Here is a 21,331-nt window from a genome sequence, read left to right as displayed (position 1 = left end):
CATGCATTTGCAGCGGCCGTACGGGGATGAGCTCGTCGGCAGCGTGCTGTCGCGGGCCATGCGCGAGCTTGGGCTGCGGCCTACGACATTGCTGCAGGAGCTCACTGGGCAACCCATGATGCAGCACTCCCTTGTTGTGACGCGGCAGGCCGGGATCGCACATGCATGCGGGATGAGCCTGGAGGACTTCAACAGGCGTCACACAGTGCTCCGTTACTCCATCGGCTTCATGCCACCGGAGCGACGCCGCCGCATGTGGGCCAGCATGCTGGTGGCCACGCCGAAGCCGAAGCCGCCCGCGGCGTTGGCACAGAGCGCCATCAACGGAGCCTTTCCGCTGCGGTACTGCCCGGCTTGCGTTCATGAAGACTTGGTCATGCACGGTGAGTCCTACTGGCGGCGCGTGCACCAGCTTCCAGGCGTCACCATGTGCATCGAGCACCGCCGCCATCTGGTCGGTTCGACCATCCCGCTCAGCGCGCCTGCGCCCGTTCCGCTCCCGCATGAACTGTGCTGCGATGGTGAGTGCGCGCTGCACCTCGCTGAGGACATTGAGCTTGCCATCGCTCACTGGTCCGAAGAAGCACTGGCTGGCCACACTCTCCTCGACGAACTCTGGGCCACCTGGTATCGACAGCGCGCCATCGAGTGTGGGTACGTTCGACTCAATGGATCGGCGTATGGCGAGTTGCTGGCGAGGGACCTGCAGTCCTTCTTCGGGAAGGAGGTTCTTGAACGCCTTCAATGCGCCATTGGCTCGGACTTTGCGCAGGCTTGGCCTGCGAGACTGTTGCGGCCCAGCAGCTTCCACACCGAACCGCTCAAGCACATCCTTCTGCTCGTCTTCTTCCAGTACGCAGCGAACCCCTCGTACGACCCCGAGCGGCACGAACGAACCCCGCGAGGTTCGCAATTTGATTGGAAGCAGGTGGATGCTGAGGCAGTCGAGGCTCTTGAGCGTGAGCTTGAGACGCTCAGCAGTTCGCGCCAACGTTCCTCGGTGGACTCGCTGATGAAGCGCGTAGGCCTTGAGAGCTCGTGGCGCTACAGCCGAAGCAAGTTGCCAATGGTGGCCGAGTGGGTAGCGGCGTTCAAATGCAGCTGCTACTCAGAACGGCAAGTAGGCGGTCGCCCTCGCGGGAAGCTTGACTCATGAACACTTCAACAGCACGACCTGCATGTTCCTAGCGATTGGCATCCTTCTCATCGACGGCTCCTTGGCGGTCGAGGCGGTTGGAAAGAACGGCGAACGCGCGACGACTTCCATCCCGAGTTTGGCCACCGACGGGCTGCCGATGAAGCGAGCGCGGGTGAGCTTCAGTGGAGCGCTCACCGACTGGCAGCCAGCCCGATTCGCGGACTACGCTCAGGGTCTGGGCATCGAACTGCCGGCCTGGGCCGGCCCGCGACACGCGGTGTTCCGCATCGAACGAGATGATGGTGAGAGCCTCTTCGTGCCCGCGCTGGCGTTCATGCGCGCATTCTTCTGGCCGGCCAAGGATGTTCTGCCGGAAACGTTCACGAGCTTGAACGTCGACAAGCTGGCCTTCCTCAGGTTCGCTGATGACCTGCCTGTGGTTCAGGTCGAAGGCGGGCTTACGGGCTTCAGGTCGTTCGACCCGAGAAAGGGGAACGACCGTAATCTCCGCTGGATTCATATCTCGCAGAGTGCGCGTGCCAGCGCGCAAAGCGTTGAGGTTGGGGCCAGTCGAGGCCGACTCACCCTCGACCTGCCTCGCGGCAAATTCGAGCTCAACCTGGTTGGACAGCATTCTGGCCGGTCGTTCTATGCCACGGCGGTGGAAGTGGAGTCTGTCGAGGTCGATCCCACAGACAACCTGACCGGCCAAGCGGAGGTGTTCTTCCTCCATCGGGACCCGTCGACGGATGTGACTCGTCGTGCTGGCGAGGTGCTGCCACTTGTGTCGGACGCTGAATGGAAGGCCATCGAGCCGCAGCTCCGAATCCATGGTTTCGCCTGGGAGGCGGCGCAGCTACGGCACCTAGGCCGCTACCTTGCGCAGCGTTACTGGGAGCGCGAAGCGCCTGGCGTGGTGCTGGAGCTCGGATGGCTGCTGCATCAGTGGACGACCTCCGGTGTGTTGAAGGCATTGGTGGACCGTCTTCAATTGCTCAGGGAGTGCCGCTTTCCTGTCGAGCAACCTCTTCCGGGGCATCGCCATCCGGTCACGGTTTCCACCCAACAGAGCAACGTGGCCCGTGTCTTCCTCGACACGGAATTCGTCGACCGGCGGACCGACGTGGAGCTGCTCAGCCTCGGATTGGTCTGCGGAACGACTGAGTTCTACGCCGAGCGGCCGCTGCCCCTCCCTCGATCCTCCTGGCAGCGTGGCAGCTTCATCGAGACAAAGGTCGTGGCGCAGATGGGAACCGGTCTGGGGATTCAAGGCGATGCCTACGCCATAGCAGCGGCGCTCGTGGGCTGGCTGAACTCGTTAGGTGCAGAACGGGTGGAAGTCCATTACGACTTCAACATCGACTTCCTGCTGCTTGAGCAACTGACGACGCTGTTGCCCGGTGAGCTTGGCACGGTGGTCGTCCCGGCGCATGTTGGTTACTTGCTTGACGATCCCACCGGTGAAGGAGCGGCTACCTCGAGCTGGGAAAGGCTCGGGGCCGAACGAGGCCTACACCGGCATCACGCGCTTGCAGACGCCATCTCCCTGCAGGCGAGGTTCTACGCGGTACAAGGTGGCTAATTCCACCAGGGCCAGCGGCCACCTTCGAGGACCGCAGCCTCCTCGACATACCATCCGCTGCCGCTGTTCCGCGGGATGCCTGAGATGACCATGACTGAACTTGATGTTGCGAAGCTGACCTACACGGAGCTCCTGGCCTTGCGAGCTCGGCTGGACCGGGAGATCGGCGAGAAGCGCGACGAGGAGCTGAAGGTGCTCGCGGATGGCTACGTGAAGAAGGCACAAGCTGCGGGCTTCACCGCGGACGAGGCCTTCGATGCCCTGCGACCCTATGTTGAGGACAAGCAGCGCGGCAAGCGCTCTGATGCGGGCGCCCCGGCCCCGGTGATGTACCGCGATCCGCAGAACCCCCAGAACACATGGAGCGGCCGCGGACGCGCTGCGCGATGGCTGGCGGCCTACGAAGAGCAAGGTCGCAACCGCGAGGAGTTCCGGGTGAGCGGCGCTACGTCACCGCAAGGCTGACGCGGTCCCCCATCACTGGGGGATCGAAGCCGCCGGGCCACTGTGCGATGCTGCCATCACAACAACATGGGAGGGCCACATGGCGCGTTACACCGTTCGCATCGAGCTTCACTCTGCGACGTGGGATCACTACAAGAAGCTCTATGAGCACATGGCACGTGCGGGGTACACCGACATCCTGACCAGTGGCGAAGGCGTGAAGTACAAGATGCCGCCCGGCGAGTACAACATCGAGACCTCCCAAACGCGGGATCAGGTTCTCGAGTCGGCGAAGTCGTGTGCTGGCAAGGTCGTCAGCAAGTACGCGGTACTGGTTACCGAATCCGCAGGACGAAGCTGGGACGGCTTGGATAGGGTTTGAGGTGCCCACGGCATGAGCCCGTCGAATCGCCTGCGCCTGTTGGCTGCCGCAGCCTTCTTCGGCGCTGCGGCAGCGCCTGTTTCTGCACAGACTGACCTCGACTACGCGCGCAACCTTGTCGTCTGCTACACCGGTACGACGCCATCCCTCTGCAAGCGGGTTTGGCTGTCGGACACTGAGAAGCTGAAGGCTGATAAGGCAGAACGCGAAGCCAACCTCCGCCGATGCCTGACGGGTTCATACCCCTCGCTTTGCAAGCGGAGCTCACTAAGCGAGGAGGAGCTTCGGCGGGTCGAATCCGCCGAGAGCCAGGTCAACCTACAACGCTGCCTCATGGGGCGCTATCCGTCGCTGTGCAAGCACGACAAGCTCACCTCGGAGCAAGCAACCCAGGTGGCGGCAGCCGAAGAGAAGTCGAAAGCGGCCGCGAGCGCGTACTTGGCACAACCGTCTGCGTCCGCGCCCGCATACCTGTACGCCCCGTCGGTGTCTCACGCCAGCGGCGGATGCGGCAGCCGAGGTGGGCCAGGCTGGCGCAAGGCGAATGGCAAGTGCGCGAGCTGGCGGGACTAGCCTGACCTGTCAGTGCCCGCGCGGCGGGATTTGGACAGGCTGCCCGGCCATCACCTCGCAAGAAATGATGTCCACCCGGCGGCCGTTGAGCTTGACGATGCAACTCTCGCGCTCGACATCGCCCGACACGAGAAGCGGGGACCCTTCCTGACGGAACTCCGCGCTCAAGGGGAATGACGAGGCAAGTCCTGGCACCAACGACCAGGCCAGGCCGTCGACGTTCTCCCAGTAGCAGCCGCGGTAGACCGGGACCACCAACGGGAGTTGTTCCCAGAGGCTTTGCTCCTCCGCCGTCATCAGCGCGGTGCGCCGGTGATGATCCAGCCCGCGGAGGTCCTGCCTCAGCGCGTCTCGGAAAGGCCAGTGCGGCTGTTCATCGCCGAGGACCGATCCAAGCAGCTGAAGGAAGGCCTGCTCGTTCAAGTGCAAGCGAAGCTCCAGGACCCGGCTGAGCCGCTTGCCGGCAGGGAGGCGGGAGCACTGGTCGAGGGCGGAGTGGAGAGAGATGGTGGACAACTGAGGGCAGCGACAAGCAGACAATCCATTCTCGAACGCTCCGACCTTCGCCACCAACCAACTGCCCACCAAACGCCAAGCGGCGTGCAGAAGTTGGCCGTCGCATCGTCAAGCTATGTGATGCGGCGGTCGCACGTCGGTGGGATGCTCCAACAGGATGAAGGTCTGTACCCTATGTCGTACAAGGAGTACCCATGCGATCTGCTGCCCTTTACCTCTGCGTCGCGGGCATCGTGGCGCTCCTGTTCGCACCGGCATCCGTTCAGGCTGCAGCGGTCGACGACGTGAAGCTGATTCAGGGCGCCTTCTGCGCTGGGGCGACCGGACATAGCTGGCGCATTCGGAACAACAACAAGAGCCAGACCGTCCAGATCACCCTTGAGAAACAAGGAGCACCCAACGAGGTCATCGTTCTCCAGCCAGCCGAGGAGAAAGGCATCTTGGGGTGTTACTACAAGGTGGCCGCCGTTGGTGGGAAGTACCTCTAGTGCCTGCTTCAACTGCGGTTCAAGCGCTCCGGGGAAGGACGTAAGTCAACGCGGCCACGACCAATCCCACGAGCGTTACAACGATGGCCAAAATTGCGAAGCGCAAAGAGGACTTCGCGCTAGTTGCCTGTGATTCTGCTGCCGCGACGCTCCGCTCGCTGTACTCGAGCTCTCGGGCTTGACGAGACTGTTCGGCCGCCGCATCGCGCCTTCGGAACCAATTCTCAACGTAGCGGGCTCTCGCCCCGCCAATTCTCCCAAGCTCCAGCGCGCTGCGCAGATTCTCTTCGCCGTTGGGCCCGTTGTCGGCAATCCACGCAGCGATGCTGTCGTCGGTGAGCAAGGAGTGCGCGCTGCGCCCCTTCATGTTGCCCGGGCCATCGTCACTCAAGCGGTCCTCCCCGTGGTCTCGATGAAGGCTCGGAGGCCCGGCTTGCCGTTCAAGACTTTGGACCCTTCGAGCAGATTTTGGACGTGGACGTCTGCAATGGGGTCCTGCTTGCTTTCGGGCCAACTGCTGAACGCGAAGACCACAGCTACAGATGTCTTCTCAAGGCCGTTCTGCATCGGTGTCTGGGTGCGAAGGTAGCCTGGCTGCAGGTAGGTCTTGGCGGGCAGAGACAGGTAGAAGCGATGGCGCCAGAACTCCTCGCGTTCCTCGCAGATGGTTTTGTGTGCTGAGTCAGTGATGGCCAATTTCAGCTGCTTGTAGCGCTCGATGTGTCGAGCGGCCGTGAGCCAGTTCAACCGGTCCGCCAATGGCGGGTCGACGTGTTTGCCCTGCTCTGTGAGAGCTTCCCACGCCCACTGCAACGACAACTCAGCTTGCTGCAAGATGGCCTGGCTTGCCTGGGTCTGTTGCTGGACCTTTATCGTTCGCGCCGACAGGATCGCCGAGACCGCCGCGAATATGGCAGACAGCCCCGCGAAAACTGCTGAGGCGACGGTCGCCATGGTGGTTGCATCCCAAGTCACTTTTTCTCCTCCATGCTTCACCCGCTCACACCGCGTGCTTTGATTTGACTGCTTCATCCAAGCCCTCCGCGCGCGCTCGCCGCGCGCCCTGGCCGGATACCCTTGGACGGCCTCAGAAGCCGCCGCGCTATAGTCCCCAACCCGCCGGGAGCCAGCCTCCGCGAGCCCCTCCCAGGTACCGAGAACACGAATTGAAGAGCGTTGGATTTGCCTCCGAAGAGCAGCTGGTGAAGGCCATCGTTGCCTGCACCAGGCGCGCCCGGCGCCATGACTACAAGGTCGAAGCTGAAGTCGACGCCGGCGTTGGCATCGCTGACCTAGTCCTCGCCAAACGTTCCCCCAGGTCCACCGCAGCCCTAAGAGCCCTCGGCTCCATGAACCCGCGGCTTGCCGTTCTGCTCAGCCGAACCGTCGGTGACGCCATCACCACCCGAGACGCACTCGCTTCCACCATCGGGTCCTCGAGCGCAGCCGCACAACGCCTCCTGTCCCAACTCACCTCCGCCGGCCTTGCCACCGGCAACGCGTCGGACCTTCGCCTCGCCACCATCTCAACGCTCCCCTTCGAACGGCTCATCGCCGTCGAGGCCAAGGTCAGCGAGTGGCAGCGCGTGCTGGTCCAGGCCTACCGAAACCTGCAGTTCGCCGATGAGTCGTGGGTGGTGCTCGACCACGCATACATCCGCCCGGCGATTGCCCAGCTCGACCGCTTCAAGGTCTCCGGCGTTGGACTCGCATCCGTCGACCGAGCACAAGGGCTGTTCATCCACCTGGCAGCACAGAACACGGGCCCCATGAGCGTAGGCAAGCGGTGGCAAGCCCAAGCAGTCCTTGCCGCCCGAGCCGTCGCCCGCAGGCCTTCACCTGAACGTCCGCAGCGCCTCGTGCCAACCGGCGAGATGTGAAGCCTGGCCGTGCTTCTCCAACTGCACGCCGTGTAGGTTCAGCTCCCGATAAGCGCCCTGAGCTGCCTCGACCTGCTGCAGCAAGAAGGCACGGCGCTGTTCAGGTGACATCGGTCGAAGCGTCTCCACCTGCATCTGCATGTTGGCGAAGTAGTGCTTGTAGAGCGGCGGCTGGTTGAACGTGGGCTCAACATCGCGCTGCAGCGCCTCATCTGCCCAAGTCGTTGGGAAGTAGATGCGCTGCCAAACCCCAGGCGCCCGGTCGCGGATGCGCTTCGCATCTTCGAACTGCACCCAGTTGAAAAGACCTGGCATGTAGATGCGCGCCTTCAGCCCGCGGCGATCCCCTTCGGACTCAAGGAACTTGTCCACCGAGAAGATTCGGGTGTTCTCAAAGGCACCCATGGTGATGTTCAAGTCGCCGACGGCGGAGAACAGCAGACCTTCGCAGTTCGTGTACCCAACGGTCAACTTCAGGCCGGTGGATAGGACATCCGAGAAGAAGCGCAGTGCCTCGCGAAGGAACTCCGGGTCCTGCACCTGCTTGAGGTCGCGCTCATGCTGGTACATCAGGTAGACCTCGTCCACCGTGGGGAACGCGGTGATCCAGTTCAGCAGGTAGCGGCGCCAGGCCGGATGACGAATCATGTGGTCTGTCACCGCAACCGACAGGCAGAGCGGCTGGTCGCCCGCATGCTGCATGAACGCGTTCACCGTGAACTGGTTCTGCATCTCGAAGTAGTCGGGATACATCTGATCCAGGAAGCGCGTCGGGACGACGACCTTACGGAACTGCTGTTCGAGCTGGAAGTCGATGCACTGCCGTGCCACCTCGTTCACATGCGTCCCAAAGGTCGCCGTGCGGAAGCCTCCATCGACCTGCTCAGGGAAGAACGGATAGCTCAGCAGCTTCTTCTTCCTTGAGCTGGGCAGATAGAACTGCGGGTCGAATAGAGACGCCTGCCGAGTCGATAGCGGGAGTTTCTCGACCGTGTTCTTTGCTTGGTGAAGCGGACTCAAGATGAGGCCGTCGCCGTTGCCGTCATCCTGGAACGACTCGACATTCCAGTTGCTGTTGTGACCGACCTGGTGAAGCAAACCTAGCGCCATGCGCATCTCCTCCTAGTTCTTCGGCGTGGAGCGACCACGCAGTTCCCGCAGCTCTTGGATGAACAGCGCCGGCGTTCGGTGCCGCTTGAATGGCTCCTTCTGCATCGCCTTCTCAACGAAGTCCGAGAGCGCAGCAGACGCGCCAGATGCCTGACTCAGCGGCGGTGGGTTGTCGTTCTTGGTTGCCAGCAGAATCTCGAAATCGTGCATGTTCTTGCGCGGCTCGAAGGGCCTGATGCCGGAGTGCAGCAGGTACATGAGCACCCCGATGGTGAAGAGGTCGGTCTTGAACGTGATCGAGGTCTTCTCGTTCTCGATCTGCTCAGGAGCTGCGAAACCCAGGGTGTACGGCGCCAGATTGAAGCCGGTCTTGGTGACCCCCTTCGCACCGGTCTCGCGCGCAATGCCCAGGTCAATCACGACCACCTCGCCGGTCTTTCGGATGAGCACGTTGGCCGGCTTGATGTCGCGGTGGACGAAGCGCTTGGGATGCATCCACAGCGGGAGCAACGCCTCGGCGATGCCGATGGCGACGTCGAGCACTCGCTCTTCGTTGCCGCGGTACTGGTCAATGACCTCGCTCAGCGGCTTCGAAACGATGAATTCCTCCACCGTCACGTACAGGCGCTCTGCCAAGCGCTCCTCGGTCACCGGGTTCTCGTAGAACAGGTTGTCGTAGAGCAGCCGTGGGAAGTTGGTTGGCCGGACTTCGCCAAGGATGTCCGCCTCGGCCTGCAGGCGAGCAATCGTCTCGGAGTCCGCGCCGGACACAACCTTGACGACAATGTCGCCCCATCCTTGCCAACCGTGAAGGAACGGCTTGGCATCCGGATCGTCGTCCTCCGGCGGAGGCACGTCGTCCGGGATCAAGGAGTCATCGAAACGCGCCAGATAGACCACGCGTTGGCCGGATTCCGCGAGCGGCCGGTCGATGACAAGGCTGGGCAGGCACGCGAGCAGGTCGTCGCGCAGTTGCAGCGAGTCGTTGGGCAAGGCGAGCCTCCCTGGCTCTAGTTGTCATCCGTCTCCCTGCGCACATGCGCGGGGACAGACTTGTGTAACGGAAGATAACAGACGCCAACGTGCGCGTTCTGGACGAACAGCCTGGCGCTCGTGACGTCCATCAAAATCGCTCGAGAACTTCACAGATTCCCACCCAGGGCGGCTGCCGCCGCACGATGTCCGACCGCGAGGGTCAGTCCATGCCTCCCGAACAAGTTGAAGCCCATGTCATCTACCAAACCCTGATGGCGGAGGCCAAGCAGCGCCTGCTGGCCATCGAGCGCATCAGCGCGGCGGTGCAGCCTCTGTCGGGGCTCGCCGCGTTGGACAGCGAGTTCTGCTTCCTACAGCTCCGCCGAGTGGTTGAGTTGGTCGCGTTCTCGGCCATGAAGCGCGAGGAGGGGCGCTACCGTCGGCTCAGGGAGTTGAACCCGCAGGGGAAGTGGGACCAGGGCGATGCGACCAAGGACTGGCAGGCCAAGGAAATCCTCGGGCGACTGGTGAAGCTCAGCCCTCACGCCCTACCCATTCCCATCAAGCAAATCGAGCCATCCGGCCCGCAGGCCTTCCACCTGAGCAGGACCAACCTGGCCGTGAATCACGGAAGGCTCGTGGAGCTCTACGAGAAGTGCGGAGGCTTCATGCATGCGAAGAACCCGCTCGCTGCCGACTTCGTCGAGCAGGTGAACAAAGAGCGAGTGAAGTACGACGAGGCTCCTGAGCTGGTCCGGCGGTCCTGCAAGTTCCTGCGGGAGCTTCTCTGGACGCATGCCGTCGTGCAGCTCGACTGGACCGACCCGGACGACCCCAAGGAAGTTGCAGGCCCGATGTCGGCTTGGATCATCGACTTCGGCTCACCCGCAGACTTGAACGTGAACGTCATCGTCGGCGAAGCCTCATGAAGCCGGCCGCAAGTCGCACCGACAGCGGTACTCAGAAGGGCAAGTCCGATCCCACGCATGAGAATCTGTGAATGAGCCTCGACGGCTCAACTCCTCCTGAATCGCTTCACAGACTCGATGTTCACGATCCACCTTGAACTGGCACTGGCCGCCGCACTCAACCCATGAAGCGCGACCAAGACTTCTACGAAGGGCTTCCCACCGCCGCTACCGGCCCAGAAGAGTCCGCGCTCCTCGAGCTCCCCGCGACCACCACCGGCGCTGCCGTGCTGCAAGCTCGCAGCCGCCGAGCTATCCGCTTCGCTGGCGAGGTGTTCCTACCGTCGTGGCCAGCGGGCGCGGTCGGCCTTCCAACTGTTCTGCTCCGCTCCGCGTTGTGGGCGGCCGGTGAGCAGGATGAAGTGCTGGTCAAGGACCTCGCGATCCCGACCCTGGGGGACGATGTGAGGGTGCTGCTGAGCGGCAAGCCACTGCTTCAGTACGACCGACGGGTCTTCGCGGCGTGCCTCGCCATCGTCAAGGATCAGCCGTTGTCGAACGACGATGCGCCGGGGAGGTCGACGACGGTCACCTACTACGAGGTGGCTCAGGCGATGGGCAACGCGTACACGCTGAATACGCACACCGCGATCCGATCCAGTCTTCTGCGCCTTCGGCAAGCGTCCTTGCAGGTAAGGCTCCGAGGCGCGCTGCACCAAGTGCCGCAACTGCTCGATGTGGCGTTCACGAAGGGGGACGACGAGCCCCAAGGAGCCGACGACCTGCTGGTCCGCGTTCCAGAGCAGGTAGCGCTGCTCTACGGGATGAGGAGTTGGACGGTCGTTCCGAACGAGGTGCTGGCCATGAAGGCGCTGCGCGGTTGGTTGTCGGGCTTGCTCGCGACGCAGGTCGTGGCTGAGACGCTGAGCTTCGAGCGGCTCCACGAAGTCAGCGGGATGCTCTGCCGGCCGAATGACTTCCGCCGGCGGGTGTGCGATGCGCTGGAGGAGCTGCAGGTTCCGGATGTCCCGCTCGCCTGCCGCGTGGGAAGCTTCGAGGTGACAGCTGACAAGAAGTGGTTGACGGTGCGGATGGCGCGGTGGGGGTAGATGCGCCGGCGACTCATCGTGCGACCCCAAACGGTCGCAGCGCTCCTTCTAGGTCGGCTCCGAGCCGTGCTCTAGCAGCTGCTGAAACTTCCGGATGCGCGGCAACCGAGCAAAGTAGGACATCAGATTCATCTCGAGGAAGGCTTCCTGTGCCACGCGCAGGTGATCGTCATGAGGAAGTCTGCCTTCAGCGACGAGCCTGGTCTCTTCCTGTCCGATTAGGGAAACCAAGGCTCGTCCGCGCGCCGTTAGGGGCGCCACGAAGTGCGGCTGCATCCGCTGGTCAACCCAGTCAATCAAGCAGTCGGAGTAGTCGATTTGAGCAAGGCCTTGGGCGAGAAGGAACCTCACAAAATCGAAGGCGAAGTTTTGCTCGACGTCGCCCACTCCCAGACCAAAGGGTGACTGCGAAGCGCCTAGGTTGTATTCCGCTGCTTTGCAGACCAGGTCCATGCCGTAGTAGATGCTGCGACAGACGTTGGTGAGGCCCTGCGCGAAGAGGTCGAAGTAGCTGAGTGGAAAGCCTGCGTCGATGGATCGGGTGTCGAGAAGTGCCCTCAGAACCTCATGCAGGTCACTGATGAATGGCTGCCCCTGTACGCCGGCGGTCTCGAATAGCGTCACCGGATCGGTGGCAGCCAGCACATTGGTGGAAGGAACTTCGACGAAGCTGGTCTTCCCGCCCGACCTCGTGCGCAAGGCCTGGCGGACGTCCGCCCAGTACGACAAATCTTTCACCGGGTCGTGCAACACGAGCAAGACGGGCAACGGGAACGATTCCCAGTAATTGCGATGCTTCTCCTCCGGGTAGAACTTCCAGCCGTACTCCGTTGGATCGGCGAAGTACGACGGCCCCGACTTGACCTGTACCGCGACAATCCGGCCCTGCGCTTGGCCGTCTGAGTTCACGAACTCAAGATTTCCGTCGATGCCTACGTCGCCTGTGCCGGTCTCGCGCCAAATCTGCTGTCGCTGCGCCGCGTAGTGCTGCACCGCCGCGATTCCTCGCCGCTCCTGCGCATAAGTGGCACCAACCTTTGGGAATTGCATGGCGACACTGCTCCAGTTCTGATTTGAGAAATGCTCGATGCGAGGCGATCCGGTGAATCACGAGAGGTGGTAAGGCATCAGCGTGCACCAAGAGAGATGAGCAGTTCCTGCAGCATCGCCTTCGTCACATCATCAACTTCGGAGATCGGCCGAAACTGGAAACTCCGGTCTCCGTAGGTCTCCTGGAGCACACCGGCTACGCTTATTTCCATCTCGAACGAACTCACCTGCTGCCGCGCTTGCAGGAACACGAAAGGAGTTGAGCGCCGTTTCTGTCCGGAGCTGGCGGCGTGAAGCTTGCAACAGCACATCACCGCTCGCGCCTTGTCTCCCTCAGACATCTTCGGGCCGAAGACAAGGCCCGCCATCTGGGACCGGTCGTAGTTCGTGCAGCGCTGCTCTGGGGTCAGCTCCTGGCCTGTCGGCAGAAGGGCTCGAACTTCTTGCTCGTACTTCCAGGTCTTCGCTTTGATCAGGCCGTACTGCGCCTCCTTCTTGGTGGGCGCATCTCCCGGGAGCAGCAAGGGCACGTCATAGTGCTCCTCCGCTTCGGTGAAGCTGAAGTGATGGATGAGCCGATGGAATGCGTTGAAGCGCTGTGGGGCTGCCCGGTAAAGTACCGGCTGCAAGTCCACCGCCGCTTCCGTATATGGCCCGACCACCAGCGGCCCGCCACCTTCGGGCTCGCGGCAAACATCAAAGACGTCCAGCGGCGAATGAATCCGCAGTTTGCCCTCAGGGGCATGGAACATGATGGCGAACCCACGCTCGGCACCGCCGTAGTGCCCCCACATCGTCGGATCGCGCGGGGTCGTTGTAAGCGACGCGATGTATGCGGGCTCGTCCAGATGCTTCCGCGCGCGGGCACAGGCCTGCAGGACGAGAGCCATGATGCCTTCAGCGGCAGGCCCAAGCTGCGCCTCTTCAAGCAATCGAGGAAGTACGCCTCCAATCACAGTCCCCAGCTGTTCAAAGTCGAGGTCGCGCTTTCCCACCTTCGCGTGTAGCGAGCGCCCCAGCGGCTTCGCAAACCGGCCAAGCGTCTTCGCAGCCTCAGAAGAGGGCATGGGCGACAGGGCGACCGCATCCAACAGGAGCATGTCTGCAAGCCGAGTCCACAACTCGACAGCCCCCTTGAGGATGTACCGGGGCCGGCATTCGCTACCGTCGTTCAGCTCCTCGGCCGAAGCGAAGTACAGCTCGCCGCGCGACAAGGCGCCGAAGCTCAGGATGGAAGGCGCGGAGTATTTGAAGACGTACACGGAGAACCTCGCACAGCGCCACAATCCCTGTGAGCACGAGTTGGGCCGAGCAGACCGCCCCAGCTAGAAGGCTCACTTGATGAGCAAATCCTCAGCGGTCTTGCCGCCATCCAAAGCAGCCACGTACCAGCCAGGCCGCTTACCTTGGCCAGTCCAGGTCTTGCCGGACCCAGAGGGGTCAGCGTACTTGGGCACACCGGCTCCGCGCTTACCTGTGGCGGCGCGCTTGCGGCGAGCCTTCTTCACCGGCGCTTCAGCCGCCGCCTTTGCTCGAGGCGCTGAAGAGAACAGGTCCTTGGGGGTCAGGCCGTAATGCTCGATGGCCTCTTTGATTCTGGCGACGACGTCCTTGACCTCGCGAGCACGAAGCTCTGCTGCTTCCTTCTGCAGGACATCAATCTGGTCCAGGACTTGGCGGAGTGAGCGTTTCGGCATATTCGTTAAGGAGTGGCAAGGGAGAGCCGGGTTGTAGCACGAGCGCCCAATGAGCAGCGCAGTCGCGCTGTCATTCGTGTGACGTGCTCCGGATCAAAAACATGCGGCTCAACCCTATACGGACAGGTGCACAACCACCGCCGAATCATGCTGAGTCAAACCATCCACATCTCGCTCGTCTCTCTTCAAGCTCAGGGCCTCTACCCGTTGACGCGCGATGCTGCCCTTGCGTTGGCTGCTGAAGCTCGCGGACCCGCCGGTCACCCCGTGACGATCCTTGTTGATGGCGAAGACGATCCGGATGGCTATCCCACTCATCTGGCAGAGGTGGGAGCTCGCCGAGCGCCGACAGGTGCGTGGGTGTTGGAGCTCGTGAGCTACCCGCGCTGGAACGACGTCACGGCGAGGATCACCGCGACCGAGGAGGACTTGCTAGCGTTCGTAGAGACGCATCGGGACGGACTGGCCGCGGTGAAGGTGCAGGCCGAGTCCGCCGAAGCGATGGAGGCAGAGGGCCTTGGCCCCCTGGTGGCGCTCGATCTTCGACCAGGCAACCCGTACCCCACTGTTCCAACGAACAGCGACCTCTCTAAGCTCCTTGCCCTGCTAGCGCACGAGGCGCAGCCGCCTCAAGCAGCGCAGTAAAGGTCGTCCAACGAATCGACCTCCAGCACGAACCGCCCGTCTCGAAGGACCGGCAGCCCATAGCCGTGCCACGAGATGCGCTGACCGGTCGCCGCGAACCCCTCGATTACCTCGAGCGCGTGCCAATGATTCGTTGGGGCATTGCCAGGCAGCACTCTGTTGAGCACTACAACGAACGGCACCAGGTTGTCCTTGCTCTTCGGAACCGTTGGCCACACGTTCACGTCGGTGATGACGCATGTGTCGCCCTCGACAGTTACCCGCCCAGAACCGAAACTGATCCGCGGTTGGCGCCGCGGCGCAATCTTGTGGCTTTGGAAGGCAGTGGCGTAGCTCAGGTGCTGCCCATAGAGCGACAAGTCGAAGGACGCCAAGACATCCCGGTAGAACTCGTTGTACGCCGGGGTTCCGGGAGTCAGTCCCTTCTTCGGCGCCTCACTGCGAATGTGGTCCTTGAGTCCTTCAAACGCCTGAACGATGGCACGCAGCTGCGTCGTCGTGTAGCAGGTCGACATGGTTGACTCGCCGGCCAGGGCCTTGCGACGCCTCGTCACTTCGACCGCATCAGGAACGGTGAGCCCCGGAGCGCCTGCCGGCTTCACCACTCGGGGAGGTCTGCGCTTCACAAGCGCCTGCGGCATCTCAATGTCGCCCACCACCTTGCGCTTCGGGGCGCGAGAAGGCTTGACCGCTACGACCTCCACGACGTCGCCTGATTCACCGTTGCACCCATTGCGATGGTCAGTGCCGTTGGGGAGCTTGAAGTGCGGCGCTTTCACGCACTGTCGCACGATGCACCGGTCTTCGTATGCCACCTCGCAGAACGGACACTTGTACGGCCCGTACGACCCCTCTCCATCAAGAAAGGCACTCTTGAACTCGGAGGCGCTTCGCACCTCCCCGCGGTCATTCATTCCAAGCGAACTCAAGTCGACTCCCTGTCGATGGTTGTTTGCTGGAAGTGTGTTGGAGGCTGAAGCCCAACCAGGGGCGCGCCCGCTCGAAGCAATCTGAAGTGTGACGAAGTTGTCGCGCCACGGCACCATCGGGCCGCATGCGTTCGGAGGTCGCCCGAAACGCAGCGTCCACGCGCATACCTGCTACGCGGCTTCCGTTTCACTGTAGAGCTGCTTCGGGAAGCGAAGGCCCGAAGAGAGGATCGACGAGCCTAGGAGAGCTACAACGACCGCAACGACGCCATGCCCCACAAAGCCGGCGGCGAAGGCCGTAGCCACAAAGCCAAGTCCCAGCGCCACGCGCTTGAAACGCGCGCGCTGCAACACTTTCGGCAGAGCCGTGACAACCTTTCCTTCAGCCGTGACGACTTGGTCCAGCACCCAAAGCGAGTGCGCTCCAAGCATTCGACTCATAGGTGCAGGGCTATCCAATGGGGCAAGGTGGACTTCACGAATCTGTTCGGCCGCCAGGGCCTCCTGAATCGCAGGCTCAGCGTAGACCGAATAGAAGTGCATCGTCTCCCCACCTGGACACATCAAGGCATCCAGATCGAAGACATTGCGCAGGGGCGGCCGTGCCGGCGAAACCATGACCGGCCGGATGGTGGCGGCGCAGACATGGACAGTGTGAGGGTACATGCGGAACTCCAAAGTTCCGTATAGCGCCTCAGCGCTGGTCTTGCAGGATCATCGTCGGCAACGGTCTGCCAGAAGTACCTACAGCTTTTTGTGTGTGTACCCCTTGCAACCAGGTCGCTTGCAGCGGAACTCTCTCACGACGAATTCGTGAGCGTTTTGCTGCTTCCCTTCTGAATCGGCAACGAAGTCATGCTTGCCCGTCCAGCAAAGGAGCTTTCCCCACATCTTCTTGAGCACGCTATCTCTCCCATGATCTTTGGCGGCGCATCATAGGGAGGCCAGCTAGTCGACCCGACTGCGAACGCGCGCGGTTGAGGATGAAGTCACACTTAGGGAATCAGACTTGAAGCTGGAGACGAAGAGGAAGGCTGCGTGCTGGCTGCGCTTGCAGCGGACAGCGGTGATGAAGTGGTGGACGCCCGTGTGCTGGAAGCTGGTGCGGACGCTGGAACCGCAGCGGAGTGCATGGCCTTCGACAGGACCTCGCTGTCTGCCAATGTGAGCACCTTCATTTCCGAGGCCGCGATGAGCGAAACGGAATGCGCGACCGGGTCGTAGATGGCGAATCGGTCGCCAAGCTTGCCGACGAAGCGTGGCTTCTCCGCGGTGGCCAACTTGGGCGCTGAACTCTTCACGGGCAACTCGGACACGACAACTTGGTACTTGGAACTGTCCGTCACCTCGTAGGCCTGTTTGCGACCATGACCAAACGAGAACGGCACCAGCGCGACCAGCAGGAACACGACGATTGAGCGGAAGCCGTCAGAGCGAATCTCCTTGGCCAGCAACCCAGACGCCTTTGCCGGCACATACCCAGCAACGGCAAGCATGATGGGTACGACGTGCCACTTGTTCGGTCCTCCAAACAATGCGAAGACCACGATCAGGCCGAAGTAGCCAGCGACGATGTACGGCGCAGCCTTGCGCAGGACCTGAGCGACTGGAGTATTCGCTCCGGCGCCAGGCTCGAGGCGAGGAGACAGCACCTCGCCAAGGAGCGCGCCAATGGCCATGAAGGCGAAGGCCGACACCACCGGATAGACCGCCGCCTTGATGATGTCGCTGGCCCCGATGTAGTCCAGCACATTGATGCCGAAGGCGCCCCAGTAGCCCCACAGGTACAGCGTGGAAACCAACAGCGCATAGGGCGCGAGCCAGACCTTGGGGGACAGAAGCGTGGACGAAATCGGCTCAACGGTCGGGGTCGGCGTGGTCATGCGTCTTGTTGTTGGCTCTCAGGGCGCGGCAGATGTTGCGCGGCGGCGCATTCTTGCCTATGCGACGCCTCCATCCACGCTCAGCAGGGCCAGGTCTTGACTTGGCAGATAGCATCCCGCGAATGAAACCGCTTCGCCGGCCGGCCCACCAACCCGGCCTGATTCCGCCCCGCAACCGTCACCTCCAACGGCCAGGTCCGGCCGCGCCGGCCGCTCCGCCATCAACAACACCGCCACGCTGGGACAGTTGGCTCTCCCGCGGTGCATCGGTAGCGCAAATCGTCGGCGTGGCCTTGGCGCTGGCGGGCCTCTTCTACACGGTCATTCCGCTGTACCAGAAGGCCGCCGTGGACGAGCAGTTGGCGCGGCGCGAGATGGAGCTCAAGGCGGTAGAGGCCTCGCTGACGGAGGGGAAGGCTGAGGTCTACCGGCTGCGCAGGGACGACTTGGTGCGAGTAACTGTCAGAGGCGCCGCAGAGGAGTGCTCCGACTCCTTCCGTGGTTTCATGGACCTTCCCGCAGGGGAGAGAGAACCAGAGGAAGCGTACCGCCTACGACTTGACGTCAATGTGAAGGACTGCGTGGACCGACACCTTGCGCGCGCCGAGACTTCCAAGCAACTAGGCGCGGCAGACCTAGAAGCTTGGCGAGCTTGGGCGAAGCCCATCGTTGCGGAGCTCGAAGCTGAGCGCCTGCGCACTCGTCAGACAGTTCAGGAGTTGCCGCGTAGAGCTGCGGCTGACCCGTCGCTGCTCGACGACGATGGTGAGTTCTCACAGATCACCGAAGAGCTGTTCAAACACTACGAGGCCTACCTCTTTCCAACACCTCAGCTGCGCCAAGAACGGGACAAGCATCAGTTTGCTCGCCGGCTGCAGTTCACCAGGGAGCGGGTAGCGATGGCCTACCGTCTGAGCGTCTCCACTCGGCTCACGCAAACGCTTGAGCCAAAGATGTGGAAGGTCGAGCGTGCCAAGAAGGAAGCTGCGGCCCGGGTGAGCGTTGGCGCATCCAGGGCCGGGCCGTGAGGCTATGGCCGGCGACCTGAGAGGCTGGAAAGTGGGGGCGCGTCGGAGTAGAAAGATGGGGGTGGTGGCAGATGCGGTGGGCCGCCCAGCGGCGGCAGGTAGAGCCAGTTAAGAACCTGATTTATCACGGCCAGAAACGGCGCTCCGGGCCAGTTAAAGTCGGATTTATCACGGAAAAATCGGTGACCCAGCTAAGTCGTTGTCAGAGAAGGGATTCTCTGGCTTGGCTGGTTAAGAACCTATTTATCACGCCCCAGCATGCATTCGCAAGGCTGGTTCGAGCAGTTCCGCGCCGCGGTCGAGGCGATCCCGGAGGTCGTCGAGTTCTACCGGATGAGCGGCGACGTCGATTACCTGCTGCGCGTGGTCGTGCCGGACATCGCGGCCTACGACCAGGTCTACAAGCGGCTGATCGCCAACACGCAGCTCTCGGACGTCAGCTCCAGCTTCGCGATGGAGGAGCTGAAATTCACGACGGCGCTGCCGTTGTCGTATATCCCGTGAGGCAGCGGGAACCGCGTCAGCGGACAAGGACCGCGTTCACCCGAGAGCTGCGGGTCGCGCTCATCGACCGGTCAGCCGTGCCACCAGCCGCCTCGTCAGCGGCGCGACGACCAGCACGGTGGGAAACGCGATCACCCAGGCACTGAGCCACCCCGTCATCCACAGGCCGCCGACGCCGTCGACCAGCCCCACCGCGCGCAGCGTGGTCACCGCCGAGACGAGCAGCGACATCAGCCCCGACAGGATGAAGCCGAACAGCAGGCCGGCGCGGCGCTCGGGCGTCATGCGGGCGCTCCCGTCGCACCCGACGCGGCGACCAAGCTGCCGGCCTCCATGCCGCCCAGCCGATGCAGGGTCTCCGCGACATGACGCCCGAACAAGCGGGCGGTACGCACGTCCCCGGACGAGAACGCATCCGCTGACGCGCCGTGGGCGGACTGGGCCATCAGCCCGGACCAGGAGCCCAGCCGATTGGCCGCCTCCGCCTCGGGCACGCCGCGGTGCTGCTCGGGCAACAGCGGGTTGCCGACCCACACCATGCCGTGCTGCATGCAGAAGACGAACAGCGACATCAGCGTGGACTGCTTGTCGCCGGACGGCAGCGAGGACACCGTGAACGCCGCCGCCAGCTTGCCACGCAGGCGCTGCGTGCGCCACAAGGGGCCGGTCGCGTCCATGAAGTGCTTGAACGGTCCCGACACGCCGCCCAGGTAGGTCGGCGAGCCCAGCACCAGTCCGTCGTAGGCGATCAGGTCGGCCGGCGTCGCGGTGAGGTGCTCGGCCTTCAGCAGGTCGGCCACGACGTCTGGCACGTCGCGAGCGCCCGCGCGGATGTGCGACGCGATGTGCTCCGTGTGCCCGTGGGCGCTGTGATAGACGATCGCGAGGCGGCGTGTCGTCCGGACCGGTCGGTCGGTGGGGATGGCGGTGGCTTTCATGGGAGTCCTTTCGAGGGAAGAGGAGGCGGACAGGCAGACATCGGGGCCGCGGCGCGGCCCCGCCCGCTCATCGCAGCGCTTGCAGCGCCAGCGCGCTGACCAGCAGGCCGAGGCCAAACACGAGGTGGTTGGCCAGGTTGCGCAGCCGGTTCTGGAAGGGCGCGGCGGTGCGGCTCGCCGCGACACCGGCGCCCATCGCGGGCTGCATGACGAACCAGGGCATCAGGACCGTGGCGACACCAACCCCCAACGCCGGCTCCCAGCTCGGCGCGAGGAGCCAGCCGGGTCCGGCGATCAGCACGAGCAAGGCCGCGAAAGCAATGCCGACGGCGTAGTGCACCAGCCATCCGAGGACCGCTTCGCCCGGGACAGCCGATGCCTGTCCGATCGACGCGTGAGCGAAACGTCCCTGCGCCATGTGCCCGACCCAGCGTCCGATCCAGGCCATCGGCTGCGTGGGCACGCCGGCGCGTCGCAGCGCCATCAGCCAAAGGTCGAGGATGGCGGTCGCACCGATGCCGATCAGCGCGATGTGGCCGAGGGCACTCGGCGGCAGGGAAAGGAGGAGGGGCAGCGGTGGGCTTGTCATCGTGGGCCTCGTGGGCAGTCGCGGGCGGTTGGGGTGGCGGGTTGACGTGTGGCGTCGATGGGCGGCACGATAGAAGTTGAAGTCAACTTCAAGTCAAGCGCTCATGAGCCAATCCCCACCCGGTCCGATGGACATCGCGCAGGTCGCGAAACGGACCGGCATTGCGTCCTCGACGCTGCGCTACTACGAGCAGCGCGGGCTGATCCGGTCGCTCGGACCGGCCGGCGCGCGGCGCCAGTTCCCGGCGAAGGTGCTGGACGACCTGGCGCTGATCGCACTCGGTCAGGCGGGCGGGCTCTCGCTGGACGAGATCCAGTCGATGCTGACGCCCACCGGCCCGGTGATCGACCGTCAGCTATTGGCCGCCAAGGCCGACGAGATCGACGCGACGATCCGCCAGCTGCGCGCCATCAGCCGCGGGCTGAAGCACGCCGCCGTCTGCCCCGCCAAGAGCCACGCTGCCTGCGCGACCTTCCGCGGCCTGCTCAAGGCCGCCGCGTCCGGCGCGCTCGACCGACGCGTGCAATCGCGGTTCCGGCGCGACGAATAGCCGCGACGGCGGCTTGGAGCCCCCAAGTGACGACCGCGCGACCGAGCGCCTGTGGGGCCGTCGCGACGACGGCTGGCCAATCCTTCGATTTCTCCCTACTGGCGTGAATGCAAGCATGAGCGGGAACTAGCAGGCGTTGATCAGTTCATCGGACAGTCACGCCGACTTCGAATCGGGATCCGGGATCGCCCATCGGATAGATGCATGCGCGGGCGCCATTCATTCGTGGCGTTCCGACGCGATACGGCAAGCGGGGTTGCACGACCCGCGCCGGAAAGTCCATCCGGCTTCGCCCCTGCTGACGACAACATGAGCCCTGCGCAGGCTGATCGACAGCGCCGGAATCTCTTCCATGCGAATCGACTGCTCAACCGCCCGCGTCCTCGTGATCGTGCTATCCGGCTTGGTCGGCC

General features: G+C 63.2%; 26 protein-coding genes and 1 pseudogene. 13 read left to right on the top strand and 14 right to left on the bottom strand.

Annotation, left to right across the window (positions count from 1 at the left end; genetic code table 11):
- Position 1 precedes the first annotated feature (1 nt).
- The 5 genes from FHT38_RS01635 to FHT38_RS01615 all read left to right on the top strand — a co-directional run bounded on the left by FHT38_RS01635 (position 2) and on the right by FHT38_RS01615 (position 4,119).
- Complete coding sequence (locus FHT38_RS01635; protein ID WP_183489241.1) at positions 2–1,156, top strand: TnsD family Tn7-like transposition protein; 1,155 nt, start codon at positions 2–4, stop codon at positions 1,154–1,156.
- The gene (locus FHT38_RS01630) at positions 1,146–2,720 is read left to right on the top strand and encodes a hypothetical protein (RefSeq protein WP_183489238.1); all 1,575 of its coding nucleotides are present in this window, start codon (positions 1,146–1,148) and stop codon (positions 2,718–2,720) included. The genes FHT38_RS01635 and FHT38_RS01630 overlap by 11 nt, the downstream gene beginning before the upstream one ends.
- A 90-nt stretch (positions 2,721–2,810) precedes the next feature.
- Complete coding sequence (locus FHT38_RS01625; protein ID WP_221213974.1) at positions 2,811–3,185, top strand: H-NS family nucleoid-associated regulatory protein; 375 nt, start codon at positions 2,811–2,813, stop codon at positions 3,183–3,185.
- Between the two features lie 79 nt (positions 3,186–3,264).
- Positions 3,265–3,546 carry a type V toxin-antitoxin system endoribonuclease antitoxin GhoS gene (gene ghoS, locus FHT38_RS01620; RefSeq protein ID WP_183489232.1) on the top strand — a complete coding sequence of 94 codons (282 nt, stop codon included), beginning with the start codon at positions 3,265–3,267 and terminating at the stop codon, positions 3,544–3,546.
- Between the two features lie 12 nt (positions 3,547–3,558).
- Complete coding sequence (locus tag FHT38_RS01615) at positions 3,559–4,119, top strand: hypothetical protein (RefSeq protein WP_183489229.1); 561 nt, start codon at positions 3,559–3,561, stop codon at positions 4,117–4,119.
- A gap of 9 nt (positions 4,120–4,128) precedes the next feature.
- On the opposite strand, the gene FHT38_RS01610 is transcribed toward FHT38_RS01615, so the two are convergent.
- The gene (locus tag FHT38_RS01610; protein ID WP_183495070.1) at positions 4,129–4,542 is read right to left on the bottom strand and encodes a hypothetical protein; all 414 of its coding nucleotides are present in this window, start codon (positions 4,540–4,542) and stop codon (positions 4,129–4,131) included.
- A gap of 287 nt (positions 4,543–4,829) precedes the next feature.
- Between FHT38_RS01610 and FHT38_RS01605 the strand changes: the two genes are divergently transcribed.
- Complete coding sequence (locus FHT38_RS01605) at positions 4,830–5,123, top strand: hypothetical protein (RefSeq protein ID WP_183489222.1); 294 nt, start codon at positions 4,830–4,832, stop codon at positions 5,121–5,123.
- Positions 5,124–5,142: 19 nt separating this feature from the next.
- Here the strand turns inward: FHT38_RS01605 and FHT38_RS01600 are convergent, their stop codons facing one another.
- Positions 5,143–5,514 carry a hypothetical protein gene (locus FHT38_RS01600; RefSeq protein ID WP_183489219.1) on the bottom strand — a complete coding sequence of 124 codons (372 nt, stop codon included), beginning with the start codon at positions 5,512–5,514 and terminating at the stop codon, positions 5,143–5,145.
- Entirely contained in the window at positions 5,511–6,155 is a 645-nt protein-coding gene (locus FHT38_RS01595; protein WP_183495069.1) for a hypothetical protein, read from the bottom strand. Before FHT38_RS01595 ends, FHT38_RS01600 begins: the two co-directional genes overlap by 4 nt.
- 134 nt (positions 6,156–6,289) lie before the next feature.
- Here FHT38_RS01595 and FHT38_RS01590 point away from each other — a divergent pair, with 134 nt between their 5' ends.
- The gene (locus FHT38_RS01590; RefSeq protein ID WP_183489213.1) at positions 6,290–7,003 is read left to right on the top strand and encodes a hypothetical protein; all 714 of its coding nucleotides are present in this window, start codon (positions 6,290–6,292) and stop codon (positions 7,001–7,003) included.
- Here FHT38_RS01590 and FHT38_RS01585 read toward each other — a convergent pair.
- Both FHT38_RS01585 and FHT38_RS01580 read right to left on the bottom strand, forming a co-directional pair.
- The gene (locus FHT38_RS01585) at positions 6,959–8,113 is read right to left on the bottom strand and encodes a hypothetical protein (RefSeq protein ID WP_183495068.1); all 1,155 of its coding nucleotides are present in this window, start codon (positions 8,111–8,113) and stop codon (positions 6,959–6,961) included. The genes FHT38_RS01590 and FHT38_RS01585 overlap by 45 nt on opposite strands.
- 12 nt (positions 8,114–8,125) lie before the next feature.
- A complete protein-coding gene (locus FHT38_RS01580) occupies positions 8,126–9,106 on the bottom strand; it encodes a serine/threonine-protein kinase (RefSeq protein WP_183489207.1) in 981 nt (326 codons plus the stop codon).
- A 209-nt stretch (positions 9,107–9,315) separates the two neighbouring features.
- Here FHT38_RS01580 and FHT38_RS01575 point away from each other — a divergent pair, with 209 nt between their 5' ends.
- Positions 9,316–10,017, top strand: a complete 702-nt coding sequence (locus FHT38_RS01575; protein WP_183489204.1) for a hypothetical protein — start codon at positions 9,316–9,318, stop codon at positions 10,015–10,017.
- Between the two features lie 164 nt (positions 10,018–10,181).
- The gene (locus tag FHT38_RS01570; protein ID WP_183489201.1) at positions 10,182–11,105 is read left to right on the top strand and encodes a hypothetical protein; all 924 of its coding nucleotides are present in this window, start codon (positions 10,182–10,184) and stop codon (positions 11,103–11,105) included.
- A gap of 48 nt (positions 11,106–11,153) precedes the next feature.
- Here the strand turns inward: FHT38_RS01570 and FHT38_RS01565 are convergent, their stop codons facing one another.
- The 3 genes from FHT38_RS01565 to FHT38_RS01555 form a co-directional block, all read right to left on the bottom strand.
- Positions 11,154–12,155, bottom strand: a complete 1,002-nt coding sequence (locus FHT38_RS01565; protein WP_183489199.1) for a DUF4365 domain-containing protein — start codon at positions 12,153–12,155, stop codon at positions 11,154–11,156.
- A gap of 77 nt (positions 12,156–12,232) precedes the next feature.
- Entirely contained in the window at positions 12,233–13,417 is a 1,185-nt protein-coding gene (locus FHT38_RS25540) for a DUF2971 domain-containing protein (protein WP_183489197.1), read from the bottom strand.
- Between the two features lie 72 nt (positions 13,418–13,489).
- Positions 13,490–13,852 carry an H-NS family nucleoid-associated regulatory protein gene (locus FHT38_RS01555; protein WP_183489195.1) on the bottom strand — a complete coding sequence of 121 codons (363 nt, stop codon included), beginning with the start codon at positions 13,850–13,852 and terminating at the stop codon, positions 13,490–13,492.
- 147 nt (positions 13,853–13,999) lie between these two features.
- Here FHT38_RS01555 and FHT38_RS01550 point away from each other — a divergent pair, with 147 nt between their 5' ends.
- Positions 14,000–14,497, top strand: a complete 498-nt coding sequence (locus FHT38_RS01550) for a hypothetical protein (protein ID WP_183489193.1) — start codon at positions 14,000–14,002, stop codon at positions 14,495–14,497.
- Here the strand turns inward: FHT38_RS01550 and FHT38_RS01545 are convergent.
- From FHT38_RS01545 to FHT38_RS01535, 3 genes are all read right to left on the bottom strand, one after another.
- Positions 14,482–15,276, bottom strand: coding sequence for a hypothetical protein (locus tag FHT38_RS01545; protein ID WP_183489191.1), 795 nt, complete (start codon positions 15,274–15,276; stop codon positions 14,482–14,484). The two genes, FHT38_RS01550 and FHT38_RS01545, sit on opposite strands and share 16 nt — an antisense overlap.
- 321 nt (positions 15,277–15,597) lie before the next feature.
- Complete coding sequence (locus tag FHT38_RS01540) at positions 15,598–16,092, bottom strand: hypothetical protein (protein WP_183489189.1); 495 nt, start codon at positions 16,090–16,092, stop codon at positions 15,598–15,600.
- Between the two features lie 329 nt (positions 16,093–16,421).
- A complete protein-coding gene (locus tag FHT38_RS01535; protein ID WP_183489187.1) occupies positions 16,422–17,309 on the bottom strand; it encodes a hypothetical protein in 888 nt (295 codons plus the stop codon).
- Positions 17,310–17,596: 287 nt separating this feature from the next.
- On the opposite strand from FHT38_RS01535, the gene FHT38_RS01530 reads away from it, so the two are divergent.
- Together FHT38_RS01530 and FHT38_RS01525 are read left to right on the top strand one after the other, a co-directional pair.
- Entirely contained in the window at positions 17,597–18,337 is a 741-nt protein-coding gene (locus FHT38_RS01530) for a hypothetical protein (protein WP_221213973.1), read from the top strand.
- Positions 18,338–18,604: 267 nt separating this feature from the next.
- Positions 18,605–18,841, top strand: a pseudogene (locus FHT38_RS01525) (Lrp/AsnC ligand binding domain-containing protein); the annotation flags it as partial.
- A gap of 60 nt (positions 18,842–18,901) precedes the next feature.
- Here FHT38_RS01525 and FHT38_RS01520 read toward each other — a convergent pair.
- From FHT38_RS01520 to FHT38_RS01510, 3 genes are all read right to left on the bottom strand, one after another.
- On the bottom strand, positions 18,902–19,126 hold the full coding sequence (locus FHT38_RS01520; RefSeq protein ID WP_183489182.1) for a DUF2798 domain-containing protein: 225 nt from the start codon (positions 19,124–19,126) through the stop codon (positions 18,902–18,904).
- Positions 19,123–19,779, bottom strand: a complete 657-nt coding sequence (locus FHT38_RS01515) for a flavodoxin family protein (protein ID WP_183489180.1) — start codon at positions 19,777–19,779, stop codon at positions 19,123–19,125. Before FHT38_RS01515 ends, FHT38_RS01520 begins: the two co-directional genes overlap by 4 nt.
- Positions 19,780–19,846: 67 nt before the next feature.
- Positions 19,847–20,368, bottom strand: coding sequence for a DUF2938 family protein (locus tag FHT38_RS01510; RefSeq protein ID WP_183489177.1), 522 nt, complete (start codon positions 20,366–20,368; stop codon positions 19,847–19,849).
- A 127-nt stretch (positions 20,369–20,495) separates the two neighbouring features.
- Between FHT38_RS01510 and FHT38_RS01505 the strand changes: the two genes are divergently transcribed.
- Positions 20,496–20,918, top strand: a complete 423-nt coding sequence (locus tag FHT38_RS01505; protein WP_147240969.1) for a helix-turn-helix domain-containing protein — start codon at positions 20,496–20,498, stop codon at positions 20,916–20,918.
- The last annotated feature ends 413 nt before the right edge of the window (positions 20,919–21,331 follow it).

This window comes from Mitsuaria sp. BK041, from assembly GCF_014193085.1.
Classification (GTDB): domain Bacteria; phylum Pseudomonadota; class Gammaproteobacteria; order Burkholderiales; family Burkholderiaceae_C; genus Roseateles.
Note: the sequence above shows the minus strand (reverse complement) of the source record. Positions and strands in the feature narration are given on the sequence as shown.